This window comes from Ligilactobacillus agilis (genome assembly GCF_025311475.1).
Classification (GTDB): domain Bacteria; phylum Bacillota; class Bacilli; order Lactobacillales; family Lactobacillaceae; genus Ligilactobacillus; species Ligilactobacillus agilis.
The window spans coordinates 742,589-758,337 of sequence record NZ_CP104397.1 but is presented as its reverse complement, the minus strand read 5'-3'; the positions used below and the strand labels follow the sequence as shown (position 1 = coordinate 758,337).

12 protein-coding genes are annotated in these 15,749 nt (G+C 38.9%); 1 reads left to right on the top strand and 11 read right to left on the bottom strand.

Annotation, left to right across the window (positions count from 1 at the left end; genetic code table 11):
• Positions 1–69: 69 nt before the first annotated feature.
• Positions 70–1,479: a C69 family dipeptidase gene (locus N4597_RS03775; RefSeq protein WP_260904705.1), complete on the bottom strand. Its 1,410-nt coding sequence runs from the start codon at positions 1,477–1,479 to the stop codon at positions 70–72.
• Positions 1,480–2,348: 869 nt separating this feature from the next.
• Between N4597_RS03775 and N4597_RS03770 the strand changes: the two genes are divergently transcribed.
• Positions 2,349–3,461 carry a transposase gene (locus N4597_RS03770; RefSeq protein WP_260904703.1) on the top strand — a complete coding sequence of 371 codons (1,113 nt, stop codon included), beginning with the start codon at positions 2,349–2,351 and terminating at the stop codon, positions 3,459–3,461.
• Between the two features lie 112 nt (positions 3,462–3,573).
• Here N4597_RS03770 and rihC read toward each other — a convergent pair whose 3' ends face one another.
• From rihC to argS, 10 genes are all read right to left on the bottom strand, one after another.
• Complete coding sequence (rihC, locus tag N4597_RS03765) at positions 3,574–4,479, bottom strand: ribonucleoside hydrolase RihC (RefSeq protein WP_260904701.1); 906 nt, start codon at positions 4,477–4,479, stop codon at positions 3,574–3,576.
• A gap of 14 nt (positions 4,480–4,493) precedes the next feature.
• Entirely contained in the window at positions 4,494–5,792 is a 1,299-nt protein-coding gene (locus N4597_RS03760; protein WP_260905207.1) for a pyrimidine-nucleoside phosphorylase, read from the bottom strand.
• 33 nt (positions 5,793–5,825) lie between these two features.
• Entirely contained in the window at positions 5,826–6,767 is a 942-nt protein-coding gene (locus tag N4597_RS03755) for a sugar-binding transcriptional regulator (RefSeq protein WP_260904699.1), read from the bottom strand.
• 14 nt (positions 6,768–6,781) lie between these two features.
• Positions 6,782–8,062, bottom strand: a complete 1,281-nt coding sequence (locus N4597_RS03750) for an NCS2 family permease (protein WP_260904696.1) — start codon at positions 8,060–8,062, stop codon at positions 6,782–6,784.
• Between the two features lie 5 nt (positions 8,063–8,067).
• On the bottom strand, positions 8,068–9,288 hold the full coding sequence (locus N4597_RS03745) for a NupC/NupG family nucleoside CNT transporter (RefSeq protein WP_089143978.1): 1,221 nt from the start codon (positions 9,286–9,288) through the stop codon (positions 8,068–8,070).
• A gap of 14 nt (positions 9,289–9,302) precedes the next feature.
• The gene (gene deoD / locus N4597_RS03740) at positions 9,303–10,004 is read right to left on the bottom strand and encodes a purine-nucleoside phosphorylase (RefSeq protein WP_089143979.1); all 702 of its coding nucleotides are present in this window, start codon (positions 10,002–10,004) and stop codon (positions 9,303–9,305) included.
• Positions 10,005–10,017: 13 nt separating this feature from the next.
• Positions 10,018–11,205, bottom strand: coding sequence for a phosphopentomutase (locus tag N4597_RS03735; RefSeq protein ID WP_260904692.1), 1,188 nt, complete (start codon positions 11,203–11,205; stop codon positions 10,018–10,020).
• 17 nt (positions 11,206–11,222) lie between these two features.
• The gene (deoC, locus tag N4597_RS03730) at positions 11,223–11,870 is read right to left on the bottom strand and encodes a deoxyribose-phosphate aldolase (protein ID WP_089143981.1); all 648 of its coding nucleotides are present in this window, start codon (positions 11,868–11,870) and stop codon (positions 11,223–11,225) included.
• 170 nt (positions 11,871–12,040) lie between these two features.
• Entirely contained in the window at positions 12,041–12,958 is a 918-nt protein-coding gene (gene rbsK, locus N4597_RS03725; protein ID WP_260904689.1) for a ribokinase, read from the bottom strand.
• Between the two features lie 1,007 nt (positions 12,959–13,965).
• Entirely contained in the window at positions 13,966–15,663 is a 1,698-nt protein-coding gene (gene argS / locus N4597_RS03720; RefSeq protein ID WP_260904687.1) for an arginine--tRNA ligase, read from the bottom strand.
• Between the last annotated feature and the right edge of the window lie 86 nt (positions 15,664–15,749).

Below are 15,749 nucleotides of genomic sequence, written 5' to 3'. Positions count from 1 at the left end.
TTAAGTTAAACTCGCCAACTAATCTTACAATTAGTACGGCGCCGGTATTTCTAATGCAATTTGGGCTAATTAATCAAGTAAATCATATTTAAGTTGCATATGTGCATGTCCTTCTTCAACCATCTTTCCCAAAAGCTCAACCGTATTAGCAAAGGTTAAATCTGCCATCTCTTGGTTAGCCTTAGTTAGGCAAGCTTGGAGTTGGGTGCCTTGTAATTCTCGAGCCAGTTTATCTGTTTGGTGTTGAACTTGATAGCAAGCAGCTACGGTTTTTTGTTCAAATGCACTCTCTAGCTCACCGTAAAGCTTAAAGTTAGTATCACCCAACTGCGACATTAACTTATTCAACCAAAAAATACTTTGCAAATTGAATTTTGAGCCTGTGTCCCTAAAAGAAGCAGGGGTATCCACAATGTTAGTGTAAAATGGCACCATTGCATTAAATGTGTTAGGCCCAAAACCAAGCCACTGCACACCCGCTAACCCAGCCGGCACATCATTACGGATTTGTAAAATATGCGTTTCAAAATTACGGTTGATTCCAATTGGGCGAAAACGTTTCTTTTCCGCCGCTGTACCTTGGTCTCCATAGACATCGTACGGCGTATTTTGATAATGAGAAGCCATCAAAAACATAATGTCGTCAACACTAATTTTACGATCGGCATGTACAATAAACGGCTGGTCCTGATCTAGCGGGGTGGTTTGTGAGTTAGGATCAAAGTAGTGTTGAACGTACCAAGCACGCGGATTGTTATAATGAGTGTCCTTGACGGTTGCACTACCAAATATGTGACGTAAATTATAACCTTCGAAATCTGGATTAAGCTTATAGTCAGCGATTATAGCCTGCAAATCCGCAGAGGCCATAAAATCAGGTGACTCAAAGTCAAACTCGTCAATATTAAAGCGGTTAGGAGCCACAACGTAAGCATCATCTGGAATTCTTCTAGCCGCCCAATGATGTCCACCAATCGTCTCCAAGTACCAAATCTCATCTTTGTCAGAAAAGGCCATACCGTTCATTTCATAGGTTCCATATTTTGCCAGTAACTCACCTACACGCAAGACCCCCTCACGCGCACTATGAATGTATGGAAGCGTAAGGGTAACAAAGTCTTCTTCGCCCAAGCCGTCATCGACTAAGAGTGGGTCAATCCCTTGAATCCGCGCATTAGTTGTAATCGTTTCAGTCGCCGTCATTGCAACATTTTCTTCATTAATTCCAGCCGCGGCCCACACGCCATACTTGCCATGTACATCTGGAACACTGGTATACCGCAAAGGTTCACCGGGCAATTCAACCTCACAGCCAGTAAGGACACTCTTATAGTGGCGCGGTTGATCCTCAGGTAAGACCACCTTAAAACTTTCAGGTAAGATTTCTCTACCCCCATCTTCACTGCGCGCAATCAGTGTCGAGCCATCAAGTGAGGCCTTCTTTCCCACTAAAATTGTAGTACATTCAGCTGCTTTCATAAAACTTCACCTCTTATGGATATTCACTTACTCATTATACACCCATTCACTGATCCTACTTAAAAAATAACCGAACCCTAGGTAATCATTAACTGGTTTAACCTAGGGTTCGTTATTAATAACTAGCTTACTATAATTTGAATACGTGTTTACCCGCGCTCAACTCAAGCGGTTGTTTATTTACTTGCGCTAGCTCTAAAATAGCACTAGTCCCTTGGGAAACTTCAACTACTAATTGCGTTAGTTTTGAGGACGCTTTTGCCGCCATTAACAGTGCTAAGGCAGTATCAATCAGCATTGATTCAGCTAACGAACTTTAGCTTAATGTAGTAAAACTATTAACTCTAAAGTTGCTTTTTGGCTGAAATTCAAATCTAAAGTCGCTTTTTCTAATAGTTTTTCGCCCCCAATTATCTATAATTAGATAGTGTAATAGGGGTTAACCTTACTACCAGATAATTTCTTTACAAAAAATAGTCCCAAGCGCCAATAAATTAATACGGCGCTTGGGACTATTTTTAATTTAAAGTTGTCAGTAGCATAATTAATTACTCGAATTGCTAGTTCGTAATAATCAACAAAAATGGCCTAACAGAGTTAGACTCAAAGTGACATTAAAAAAAGGGGGTCTCCACAAAACTCTGGGTGTGAACGATTTCGCACCCAGAGTTTTTCATTCTTTATGAGAAAAAATATCAAAAAAAGCCCATTCTGAGCTTTCTCCATTTATAATATAAGCGACCAAACAAATATTAAAGGGGATGCACAAAATAAACTTCGAAAATTATTATAACACACTTTCATCACACCAGGACGAAATCAACCAAATTAATCATCTCTACTTAAATATAACTTCTAAAGAACTAATCATGGATGAAATGCCACATGTTGAGCCTTATAAAAAGTTTGATAGAGCCTTATTTGTTCCGGCTAAACTTAAATTTCCCCAAAGACCTACTTGTATTTTTTGCGGCTCTAAAGCCGTTGAATATCACGGTTACACCCCTTCTACCGTTGTGAACGTCCTTAATGAGTCAGTTACACTCTCTAGCTTCACCCTCCATGATTCACTACCCGAACATCTATGTTTTGATGAGGTTAGAACTAACGACAACCAACTGTCTTTTATCTGCATTGATGCTGTGAAACATACCTTGGTCACACTACTTCCTGGAAAGTCTAGCTATAATATCGGAAAATTTTTTAACGGCTTTTCTCTAGCCCAAAGGGCTAGGGTTAAAACGGTCACTACCGATTTAAATGCTTATTACTCTAGTGTTGCCGAGCGCCTCTTTCCTAATACTGAAATTATCATAGATTGTTTCCATATCATCAAAATGGTTAACCAAGCTTTTAATCATGAACGCATTAAGAAGATGAAACTCTTTGCCAAACCTTCAGTTGAATACAACCTGTTCAAATGTCATTGGCGTCTTTTCCTTCTTGACCCTGCCAAGCTTAACAATGAACATCCACGCTATCGCAGACAGCTTAAATGTTCAATGACTGATGCGCAAATTGTTAGTGAAGCTCTTGAATTATCAGAAGAATTACTACTATCACACAATGTTATTCATAAACTTCATCGTGCCATTATCTGTAATGATGTCCTTACTTTAGCTCGCTGCCTTCGTGCCTTTAAACAAAGTTTTAAGCAAGTTAGCGTTCAAAAGGCTCAGTGGACTAAGAAACACGGGGGCGCTTACCCTAAAAACATTAAGAATATCGACAATAATCACTTAATTCAACCCTTAAATACCTTAACAACAGATAAAAATCTGGCCCACGTTTTGAATGCCGCTAATCCTAAATTTGCTAAATACTCAAATGGCCCGATTGAAGGAATCAACCGTAAAATCAAGTTACTTAGACGCCTTAGTTTTGGTATGCCCAATTTCACCAACATGAAGAAACGCATCATTCTTTGGTTGAACTTCAAGCCAAAGAAAAAGAACTCTAAGAAAATCGCGCTGATTTCTTAGAATTCTTTGAAAATGATGCACTCAAAGTTTTGGGCAGAGCCAAACATTGCAAAAGTCGCCCCTTATGCTGATTGATTCAACATAAGGAGCGACTTTGTGATATTTAGACTTACTACATATTGTCCTTAACTTTGTTAACAAACCATTCATTAAACGCGTCTGTATCAATGTCTAAGCAAACCTTGACATTGGTTTCTTTGTGATAGGCTGCTCTAACATCCGCAACAGTTGCGCCTAGGGCTGGTCCCTCAGTCACAACATCTACCCAGTAATCTTTGGTTGTAAAAGCCTCTGGATGTTGGAGGTAAAAGACAGTTTGGAGGTCATGGATGGCCGTCCCAGCTTCCGTCTTATCACCATCAGCACTGATAATACCATCAAGCATTTGCCCTGCTGGCCCACACTTAGCAATGGCTTGTTGACTGGCTTCAGTAATTCGACCTTTTAAGGTGACGTCTAAGCCGACCATTACTAAATCAAGGCCTGACTTAAAGACAATTTCAGCTGCTTGGGGATCGCTATAAACATTAAATTCGGCCACACTGGACATATTGCCTCGTGAAAGGGTCCCGCCCATTAAGATGACTTGCTTAATCTTCGCCTTGTCTTCAGGATATTGTGCCAGTAAGAGGGCCAAGTTAGTGTAAGCACCGGTGGCTAGAATCGTCAGTGGTTCCGGGCTAGCTTGAAGCAATTCGTGCATAGCCACCACTGCATCTTTGGCCGTCACCGTCTGCTGAGGTTCAGGGAAATCATAGCCATCCATTCCAGATTGGCCATGGATATGACTGGCATCTTCGTATTGCTTGATTAATGGCTTCTTAGCCCCCGCGGCTACAGGGACTTCCTTGTTAAAAAATTCGACTAATTTCAAAGCGTTCTTGCTTGTTTTGTCAACGGTTACATTTCCAGCAACAGTTGATATCAATTCGAGTTCAAGCGCTGGGTCTGTTAGAGCTACTGCTAGTGCAACCCCATCGTCAATGCCTGGGTCACAATCAAAAATTATCTTGGTCATACTAACTACCTTCTTTATTTGATGATTTGATGAATTAGTTGTAAGTGCGTCCTCTCATCACTAATTTTGATACTATTATATAAAATATCCTTAATATTATCAACGTTTTCATTATTACTGTAAATAGTTAAAATACTGTCACCACGTTGAACACTATCGCCTACTTTTTTATGCAACTCAAGTCCAACTGCGTAGTCTATTTTATCTTCCTTTGATTGGCGTCCACCACCTAAAAGCATGGCAGCTACTCCAATATCATCCGCCACCATTTTGGAAATATATCCTGTTGTCTTAGCAGGTAATTCAATTTTATACTGCGCTTGTGGTAACAGCTTATAATTGTCAACTACAGCTGAATTTCCACCTTGCGCGGTAATCATCTTTTTAAATGTCGCTAACGCTTCGCCGTTATTAATTACCTCAACTAACATCTTCCTAGCAGTTTCTAAATTATCGGCTTTACCAGCTAAAACAACCATCTGGCTCCCTAATGTTAAGACTAAGTCAGTAATATCTTTAGGCCCCCTCCCCTTTAGAATTTCAATAGATTCTTGAATTTCTAGCGAATTTCCAACCATATTACCTAAAGGTTGATTCATATCCGAAATTACCGCCATGCACTTCATTCCTACACTCTTGCCAATCTCTACTAAGGCGTGAGCTAAGGCCGTAGCATCCTGCTCCTCTTTCATAAATGCTCCGCTACCCGTTTTAACGTCTAATACTAGTGCATCTGTTCCTGAAGCAATCTTCTTACTCATAATGGAACTTGCAATTAAAGGAATAGAGTCAACCGTATCAGTTACATCGCGTAAAGCATAGATCTTTTTATCGGCGGGTGCCACGTTCCCTGTAGCTCCTACAATAGCTACTTTTATTTTAGCTACTTGTTCTTTAAACTCACTTTCACTGAGTTCCACCCTAAAGCCAGGGATTGCTTCTAACTTATCTAAAGTACCACCAGTATGACCTAGCCCTCTACCTGAAATCATTGGAACCGGAATTCCCAGTGCAGCTATCATTGGAGCCAGCGGGATACTAGTCTTATCACCCACACCACCGGTTGAGTGCTTATCCACCTTGATTCCAGGAATATCTCTTAAATCAAGCTTATCACCAGAAGCTAACATCTCCATGGTTAAATTAGCTTGTTCTTCTGAGGTCATTCCGTTAAAGTAAATTGCCATCAACAGTGCACTAGCCTGATAGTCTGGTATCTTTCCTTGAGTGTAACCTTCCACAAAAGCCATAATTTCTTCTTTACTCAAAGGGTGTTTATTTCTTTTATGATCAATAACATCTACCATTCGAATCATTATAATTCCTCCCGTGATTTAGGGAGATATCTATTCACTAAGTAAGGTTTTAGCTGTTTCAACATCTGTAATTAAACAGTTCGCATATCCACCTATAAGTGCACCTTTTATTGCCTGATATTTTCGTTTACCACCGGCAATTAAAATTGAGTAATCTTTATTCTTTAGGTCTTCTAACTTAATTCCAACTGTTCGATTATTGATCTCTTCAACAGCTATCTGCCCTTGTTCATCATAAAAACGAGAACAAATATCTCCACAAGCATTAGCTTGGATTTTTCTTATTTCTGCTTTGTTAAAATAACCAGTTTGGAAAAGTAAAGCATCATCTCTGACGGTTCCGACCGTAAATAAAGCTATGTTAGCTTGCTTTCCTAACTCGATTAGCTGTTTTATATAACGATCTTGCAAAACAATATCATGCGTCTGTTTATTTTCAAAAACAACCGGTAATGGCATTTTATAAGCCGTGGTATTAAAAGCCCGTTCAAAATTTTTTAATACCCGTTCAATGTAAATCGGAGTGGGTGTATAGGTAATACCACCTTTTAGTTCTACAACCTTAACTCCCGTCGCACTTTGAATTTTCAGCGACCTAGCTACTTCGTTCATTGTTTTTCCCCAACTAACGCCAATAATGTCGTCATCAGTGACTATTTCTTCCAAATAGCTGGCTGCTTTTTTCCCTAGTTGTTCTTGTAAATTTTTTTCATCTGCATAAACTATTTTTACTTGCTTTAAGTCGTATCTCTTACATAATTGTTGTTCTAACTTACTAATACTGAAAAAAGGATCCACTACTTTTATTTGAACAATTCCTTCTTCTTGAGCAAACTGAAGCAAGCGTGAAATTGTCGGCCGTGAAATTCCAAGTTTTTCTGCAATCTCGACTTGACCTAGTTTGGCTTCATAATAAAGCCTTGCTACTTCTAAAGCCTTCTTCAATTTCGACTTATCATCAGTTTTACTCATGTTCATGCACTCCTTTAAACTAAAACAGCATTACAAATTAATTCGATTAAAAATAGACTTCCTAATAGATAAAGTATCGGTTCTACCTCAACGTGTTTACCTACAATCAATTTAACTAGTGGGTAGCTAACAAATCCAAAAGCTAAGCCTGTAGAAATTGAACCCGTTAAAGGTATCAATACAATTATTAAAAACGAAGGAAACCAATCTGTAAAGTCATTATAGTTTATAGAAGCTAAATTTTTCATCATTAATGCCCCAGTAATAATAATTACCGGTGCAATAGCTGCTTCAGGTACATATGCCAGTAAAGAAATTCCAAAAAGTGATGCTAAGAATAATAACCCTGCTGTCAGCGAAACTACTCCACTCTTACCACCACTTTCTATCCCTGAGGCACTTTCTGCTGCAGCAACAGTTGGGCTAGTTCCAAGAAAACCTGACATGAACGTGGCGACCGCACTGGCTTGAAACGAACGTTTAAACTTTGATTTGTCAGTCAATAGTCCCTCTAAAATTCCCATTGACTCAAAAACTAATATCATCGTCATGGAAAAAACCGCCAATAAAAATTTAAGTGACAAAAACTGACTAAAATCCCCTTTAAAAAGAAGTTGTCCATAACTGCCCAGCTGGCTAAGGCTTATATCTGTCGTCTTTTCCTGGCTAATATTTAAAACAAGGGCAATTAAACTCGTGCTGATTATCCCTAAAATAAAGCCACCTGGAATTTTTTTTAAAAAGAAAATCAAGGTTATTATTAACCCAGCCAAAGATAATAGTGCCGTCGGATCAGTTAAATTACCCGGAGCTAATAGAGCTTGCTTACCCCCCGACTTTATTAGGTGGGCTTTTTCTAAACCGATTGTTACTAGGAATAAACCAATCCCAACGGTAATACCCGTCTTTAAGCTAGCTGGGATTTTAGCCGCCAAATAATCACTAACCTTACTAAAAGCAATTAGGAGGTAAATCAGACTTGAGAAAATCGAAATTGCAACAGCCTGTTGCCAATCCAACTTCATCCCCACTACAACGGTATAAGTAAAAAATGCATTAACTCCCATACCAGGGGTTATAATTATCGGAGAGTCAGCCCATAGTGCCATTATCAAGCATCCCAACACCGAAGAAAAAATCGTTGCAAATACACTTAAATTGGCAGGAATTCCTGCGTCGCTCAAAATTAATGGATTGACAATAACGATATATGAAATTGCAAAAAAACTAGTAATACCAGCAATAATATCCTTTTTTACAGTTGTTAAATTAAGCTTTATTCTCTCTTTAATCATCATAATTACCACACAAAAATTCCGACTGTAGCTGCGGATAAAAGCGATACCAAAATACCTGATAACAAAAGATAGCCAACATTTTTAGCAATTAGATTATTCTTTTCTTTATTGACTAAGCCTTTGAAACAACCAATGATCATTCCGAGCGTTGAGAAATTTGCAAATGAAGTTAAGAAGACAGTCAACACTGCTTTATAATGAGGTGCAAAGCTATCAATAATATTGGTTACTTGTCCCATGACCACAAACTCATTTGTAACTAACTTAGTTCCCATATACTGAGCAAATTGGAAAGTATCATGAACATTCAAGCCCATCAACCATGCTAGTGGGAACATTACTACTCCCAAAATATTTTCTAAACTTAGGTGAGAGTTTATTAAGCCCAATAACTTATCAATTAGTGCAGCTAAAGCGACAAACGCGATAACATTTGCTGCAATGATTAAAATTAGTTTACCAGCGCCTAAAATTGAATCCCCAAGAAAAGAGAAGAAAGGCTCGCGTTCTCCTGTACTATCTTCGCCCTCACTCGCTGAACCACCAATTTTAGCGATGGTATCTTCAGCGGGAGTTACAGTTACCGGATTTAACATATTTGTTACAATTAAAGCATTGATAACATTAATTGGAATCGCTGTCAAAATAAACTGACCAGGCATCATGCTAGTATAAGCACCAATGATAGAAGCAGTTACGCATGACATTGACATCATCGCTAGCGTTAGGTTTCTTGGCGCACTCATCTGTTTTAGTTGCAATGAGGATACCGCCAATGCTTCCGTATTCCCTAAAAACATCATCTCCACAGAGAAGAATGACTCAAACTTTGGTTGCCCGGTAATTTTGGATAACCCACGTCCAATCCACTTAATAATCCAAGGTAATACCCCTATGTAGGTTAGGATATCAAACAAAGGAACAATCATTAAAATGGGTAACAATGAACTAGTGAAGAAATTCATCTGCTTAACATGTACCCAATCTGGAAAGGCAAAGGCAATCCCTATGTAAGAAACCTGTACTAAGGCATTAAATCCATCCGAAGCTCCCTTAACAATCATTCGTCCAATTGGAAATCCTGTCAAAAACCAGGCTAAAACTAAATTTAACGCAACCATAATTCCAATAGATTTCCACTTAATATTCTTACGATCCTTTGAAAATAAATAACCAATTGCTAAGAAGACAATTAACCCTAAAATATTAATAGCTAAATACATAATTTCTGCCCCTCCTATAGAGTAGCTTCTAAAGCCACTTTAATCATGTCATTAAACGAACGCTCTCTTTCCTGTGCACTAGTTTCCTCACCAGTCATAATGTGATTACTTACAGTCAATACAGCACAAGCAGCTACCTTGTTTTTAGCTGCTATTGTATATAGAGCAGCTGCTTCCATTTCGGAGGCCAAAATTCCATAATCAATTAACTTTTGCCGATCTATCTCATCATTATAAAAGCGATCTTCTGACAGAATATTGCCAACTTTTACCGCAATTTGGTTTGTTTGTGCTGCTAAATATGCCTTTTGAACTAATTCGAAGTTAGCAGTGGGGGCATAATAAATATCCCTTCCAAATATATTTTTAATAATAGCTGAGTCTGTGCTAGCGCTTTGTCCAATTAAAACATCCCTAACATGAACGTTAGGATCCATTGCTCCACATGTTCCCACCCGGATAAGAACTTTTACATGGTATTCATTGATTAACTCATTCGCATAGATTGAAATAGACGGAATGCCCATGCCAGTTGCTTGAACAGAAACTCGCTGGCCTTTATACATCCCCGTATAACCAAAAGCATTACGAACAGTGTTATAACAAACCGCATTTTCTAAAAAGGTTTCCGCAATATATTTAGCTCTTAAAGGATCACCTGGCAACAACACGATCGGAGCAATATCTCCAACTTTAGCTTCAATATGTGTACTCATTTAAAATCGCCCCTTACTTCAATTCATCCAAAAAGCTTTTACCAATTCCATTACCCTCAACGCCAAAATTAGCTAAAATAGTTGCTCCTAAATCAGCATATGTTTGTCTAATTCCTAAGGAACCACTTTTTACCAAACTTGGGCTGTAAGCCAACAACGGTACGTACTCTCTAGTATGATCAGTCCCTCTAAAACCAGGATCATTTCCGTGATCAGCAGTTATTATTAATAAATCGCTTTCATTTAACTGTTCAATTAGATTCCCTAAATCCTGATCAAATTCCATTAACGCCTGGCCATAGCCTTTACAATCACGCCGATGTCCATACATCGCATCAAAGTCAACTAAGTTAGTAAAACTAAATCCATTAAAATCTTTCTTGGCATTAGCGATGGTCATTAACATTCCTTCGTGGTTACTGCTCGTGTGTACTCCTTGAGTAATACCATGTCCTGAAAAAATATCATTAATCTTTCCAACTGCTAACACATCAAAGCCTGCATTTTTTAATCTATCTAAATCTGTTAAATCAGTTGGTTCAAGGGTGTAATCATGGCGGTCTGCCGTCCGCTTAAAATTGTCCTTGTTATCACCAACATATGGTCTAGCAATTATTCTTCCAATCCGGTATTTAGACACTGTTAAAGACCGAACATACTCACAAATTTTATATAATTCATCTAGGGAAATAACCGCTGTATTAGCCGCAATTTGTAAAACAGAATCGCCTGAAGTATAAACAATCAGTGCACCTGTCCTTAGCTGCTCTTCGCCATAATCATGGATAACCTCTGTGCCGGAATATGGTTTATTTACAATTACCTTGCGACCACTAAATTTTTCGATCTTATCAATTAATTCAGCCGGAAAACCTTGGGGGAAGAAACCTAATGGCTCTGTTACTGGCAAACCCATCATTTCCCAATGGCCATCCATACTATCTTTTCCAACCGAGGTTTCGTGCATCTTACCGTAGTAGCCCATAGGATTGGTAACTACTTTAATTCCCTTAAGTGGATTTTCACTTCTAATATTACCCAATCCCAATTTTTCTAAGTTAGGAAGTTTTAAATTCGTTTGCCAAAATTCTCCAATATGTCCTAATGTATCAGCACCTTCATCGTTAAATTGAGCCGCATCACTTGCTTGACCAATACCAACTGAATCTATGACTACTGTAAACACTCTCTTAAATCTCATACCCTTACCTCCATTCTTTAGCTGTTCATTATCTTAACCCCAGAACTAGCACCTAATCGACTTGCACCGGCTTCAATCATTGCTAGCGCATCTTCTTTGCTATGAATTCCACCTGAAGCCTTGACTTCTAAGTCATTACCAACCGTTCGCTTCATTAGTACTACATCTTCTACCTTGGCCCCTGCTTTTGAAAAACCAGTTGAAGTTTTAACAAAATCAGCCTGAGCCTTTTTGCAAAGTTCACAAGCTAAGACTTTCTCATCATCTGTTAGTAAGCAGGTTTCAATGATTACCTTCACCTTCTTGCCTAGATTGTGGCCCGCAGTAACAACTTCTTTAATATCATGGTAGACAGCATCATTATTTCCAGCTTTTAATTCACCCACATTAAGAACCATGTCAATTTCATCTGCACCGTTTTTTAACGCCTCATTTGCTTCAAAGACTTTAGTGGCCGTTGTATTAGCACCCAAAGGGAATCCGATTACCGTAACTGTATTAATTCCAGTTCCTTTGAGTTTATCAGCTACATAAGCTACCCAATACGGATTTACTACAACAGAAGCAAAGTTATATTCCTTAGCTTCTGCAATAATCTTATCTACGTCCACCTTAGTAGCATCTTGCGCCAAAATAGTGTGATCAATGTACTTTGCTAAATTCATGAAAGCATCTCCTTTATTTTGATAACGATTTCATAATAACTCATGTTTGAACTTTTGTAAACTTTTATTTTGAAATTTTGTAAAAACAAAACTAGTTATTTTAATGGTAAAACCTTTTAAAAATAGAGCAAAAAAATACACTTACTCCAATTTATTCTTGATACTACAGGTTATTTAAGTTGTGCCAAAATCTCCTCTGCACTAGGAATCGACGAAGCCGCCCCCATCTTTTGAACAGCCAAACTAGAGGCCTTTTGGGCATAAGTTAAGGCAGGAACAATATTACTCAAGTCTTTGCTTAGTTGGGATGCTAATGCCCCGATAAAAGTGTCACCGGCCGCGGTCGTGTCGAGTGCTTGCACCTTGAAAGCTGGAACTAAGCCTTGAGAACTTGGGGTAGAGTAATAAACACCCTTTGAGCCCAGCGTAATTAAAAGCGTACCTACCCCCATTTCTTTAAAGGCGTTCGCAGCTGCCTGCATACTTTCCTCATCCGTAATTTCACTTCCTGTTAGTGCTTGGCACTCAGTTTCGTTAGGAATAATGATATCGGTGTATTCCAAAAGAGCCGGCATAATTTTACCTGCTGGCGCTGGGTTAAAAATAGTTGTCACTCCTAGACTCTTAGCTAATTTAAAAGCCGCTAGCGTTACTTCTTGGGGAGTTTCATTTTGTGCTAGCAAAAAGTCGACTTGTGCCAGCACTGCCTCACTTCCGGTTAAAACCTCGGTAGTCATTGCTTGGTTGGCCCCACCGTAAACCATGATGTCATTTTGTCCGGCTGAGTTTAAAGTAACTAGGGCCGTCCCGGTACCAATTTCTTTATTTTGGCTGATTAAATCAGTATTGATTCCCTCTTCTGCTAAATTTTCTAGCATAAATTTGCCCTCATCGTCAGTTCCGACCATCCCAATGAAATAGGTCTGCGCTTCTGAGCGAGCAGCAGCTACTGCTTGGTTATTGCCCTTGCCTCCACCGGTTGAACTCTTACTTAGAGCTTGGATAGTTTGCCCTGGTTTAGGAAATTCGTTAACCCGGTAAGTGGTATCGATATTAATACTGCCTAAAACTGCAATCTTGTTAGCCATTCTAATCACTACTTTCTACTTAATAAAACTACGTAAAACCTTTTAATTATTACAAACTAATGGTAACGCTTTCTTAAGATAAACGCAAGTCTTTTTCGGAATTATAATTAAAAAGACTTTGTCTAAAACGCTGGGGCAATATTTTCAAAGGACTCTACGAAATCAGCGTGCCTTTCTAGGATCTTTTTGCTAACTTTGAATCTAAAAACCTTCCTTTTAGAAAAATTCTCACAAAAAAACTCCGGGTTCGAAGTCATTCGTACCCAGAGTCTGGCGAAAAAACAATAAAAGGTTAGCTTTAGCAGGAATAGTTAGTGTTTAGTTAAGCTGTAGCCGTGGCTTGATTATAGGCTTGGCTAGCCTCTTGTTGATTTAGATTAAAATTTTAAATCAAAAAATCAATGATTTGTTCTTTGGTAAAATTAAGTTTGACTAAACCCTTGATAGTTTCCATGCGCTCTTCAGCACGTCCTTCTTTGCGTCATTTTTAACTTCTCTAACAGCTCGGTCTAAAGCGGCACTAAATTTACCGGTGACGGTCCCGTCATTAAAGTAGGTCAGCATTTCTTGGTTAAGGGTGGCCTGCCTACTAGCGTTACCTTTCAAATTTACTATAAATTTTAGAAAGTAAATTAAAATTATCCCCGCTATAATAAGCTTTTAACGGAAACAAAAATCATTGGTAGCGTTTTAATTTCAGAGTGTTTTTTAACGCTTGTATATACATTTAAATAGGCAAGTTGACTTTCAGTTCATTTTTTCACTAACAGATTTTAGATTTGCCACAACTTTTAGGCTACCTAGCCTTTCGTATGGTATCTATAATTTAAATTTTATAAATTTCTTTGTGGCTATCCTTGTATATTCAGCTTAGGATTATTTTTTCAGTTTTAAGGATTTGATTCGTTTTTTAGCCTCTAAATCCTTAAAATAACTAACAAATCCTTTTTTAACAAATTTATTACAAAAAAATGAGCCACCCTCAAGGATGACTCATACTTACTAATTTACATTTCGTCAGGAGCACCGACACCTAAAAGACGAAGGGCTTCCTTCAAGACAGTCGCCACGGCGGCAACCATTGCCAACCGTGCTTGCTTTTGCTCATCATCGGCTAAAATCCGTGAGTGAGCATAGTACTTGTTGAAGGCCTTGGCTAAATGAATTGCATACTTAGCCACAACAGATGGTTCATATTCTGTCACCGCCCGTTTAACGATTGCTGGGAAGTCTCCTAATAAGCGGAGTGTTTCCCATGCTTCAGGGTCGTTTAAGTCATATGAACCTGTTACGGCATCAGCATCCACCCCTGCTTTTCTTAAAATACTCATAGCCCGTGCACGTGAGTATTGAACGTAAGGACCTGTTTCACCTTCAAAGCGCACAACTTCTTCCAAATCAAAGTCAAAGTTATTCAAGCGTTCATTCTTAAGGTCGTGGAAGACAACCGCTCCGACCCCAACTTGGTGGGCAACTTCAGCCTTGTTAGCCAAAGTAGGGTTCTTTTCTTCAATTTGCTTAGTAGCCAAGTTAACCGCATCGTTAAGCACTTCTTGCAGTAAGATTACCCGTCCAGCCCGAGTCGACAACTTCTTCCCACCAGAAGTAATCAAACCAAATGGAATGTGGTGGATATCGTCGGACCAATCATAACCCATTTCCTTTAAAACTGCCTTTAATTGCTTAAAGTGGTTAGTTTGTTCATTCCCTACTACATAAAGAGATTGTGCAAAGTCATAAGTCCGTTTCCGGTATAAGGCAGCTGCTAAGTCCCGAGTGATGTAAAGGGTCGCACCATCAGACCGCTTAATTAAAGCTGGGTTCAAGTTGTACTTGTCTAAATCAACAATTTGTGCCCCTTGACTTTCCTTAAGTAGGTGCTTTTCTTCTAACAATTCAACGATTTCATCCATCCTGTCGTTGTAGAAGGCTTCCCCATTGTAGGAATCAAAGCTGATTCCTAATTCGTCGTAAACTTCCATGAATTCCTTGAGGGATTCTTCCCTAAACCACTTCCATAGGCGGGTAGCTTCTGCGTCCCCATCTTCTAGTCGCTTAAACCAATGACGTGCTTGGTCATTTAATTCAGGCTTAGCTTCTGCTTCCTCGTGGAAACGAACGTAGTATTTAAGTAAGGTTGCAATTGGGTCAGCCTTAATTTCAGCTTCGCTTCCCCACATTTCGTAAGCACACATTAACTTACCAAATTGGGTCCCCCAGTCACCTAAGTGATTAATTTTAACTGGCTTGTAGTTAACCTTAGCCATCAAGTTAGCAATTGAGTTACCAATTACAGTTGAACGTAAGTGCCCCATTGACATTGGCTTAGCAATGTTAGGAGAAGACATATCAATCGGAACTTGCCGCCCGGCCCCTAGGTCTTGGTTACCAAAGTCTTCTTTAGCAGCTAAAACCTCTGCCAAGATTGCCTTAGCGTAAGCTTGCTTGTCTAAAAAGAAGTTGACATAAGGACCAACCGCTTCAATTTTTTCAAAGCCAGTTTGATCGATTTTTTCTACCAATTCAGCCGCGATTGCTTGGGGGGCCTTTCTTAATACCTTAGATAAGACAAAGGCTGGGAAGGCATAGTCACCCAAATTCAATGCCTTAGGAATTTCAATTTTACTTAAAATTTCATCTTGACTTAATTGACCGTCAACGGCTTCGCTAATTGCATTAGCTACTTGTAACTTATAATCTTGCATAAAATCCTCCTTAAAAAATTGACCATAAAAAACGCCCCTCACGTTAAACGTAAGAGACGAGAATTTCCCGCGGTACCACTCTACTT

Excerpts from the sequence above, each read along its gene's own strand:
- deoC (WP_089143981.1), bottom strand. The coding sequence starts at position 11,870 with ATGAATTTAGCAAAGTACATTGATCACACTATTTTGGCGCAAGATGCT.
- N4597_RS03750 (WP_260904696.1), bottom strand. The coding sequence starts at position 8,062 with ATGATTAAAGAGAGAATAAAGCTTAATTTAACAACTGTAAAAAAGGAT.
- N4597_RS03755 (WP_260904699.1), bottom strand. The coding sequence starts at position 6,767 with ATGAGTAAAACTGATGATAAGTCGAAATTGAAGAAGGCTTTAGAAGTA.
- argS (WP_260904687.1), bottom strand. The coding sequence starts at position 15,663 with ATGCAAGATTATAAGTTACAAGTAGCTAATGCAATTAGCGAAGCCGTT.
- N4597_RS03735 (WP_260904692.1), bottom strand. The coding sequence starts at position 11,205 with ATGAGATTTAAGAGAGTGTTTACAGTAGTCATAGATTCAGTTGGTATT.
- deoD (WP_089143979.1), bottom strand. The coding sequence starts at position 10,004 with ATGAGTACACATATTGAAGCTAAAGTTGGAGATATTGCTCCGATCGTG.
- N4597_RS03745 (WP_089143978.1), bottom strand. The coding sequence starts at position 9,288 with ATGTATTTAGCTATTAATATTTTAGGGTTAATTGTCTTCTTAGCAATT.
- rihC (WP_260904701.1), bottom strand. The coding sequence starts at position 4,479 with ATGACCAAGATAATTTTTGATTGTGACCCAGGCATTGACGATGGGGTT.
- rbsK (WP_260904689.1), bottom strand. The coding sequence starts at position 12,958 with ATGGCTAACAAGATTGCAGTTTTAGGCAGTATTAATATCGATACCACT.
- N4597_RS03770 (WP_260904703.1), top strand. The coding sequence starts at position 2,349 with ATGGATGAAATGCCACATGTTGAGCCTTATAAAAAGTTTGATAGAGCC.
- N4597_RS03775 (WP_260904705.1), bottom strand. The coding sequence starts at position 1,479 with ATGAAAGCAGCTGAATGTACTACAATTTTAGTGGGAAAGAAGGCCTCA.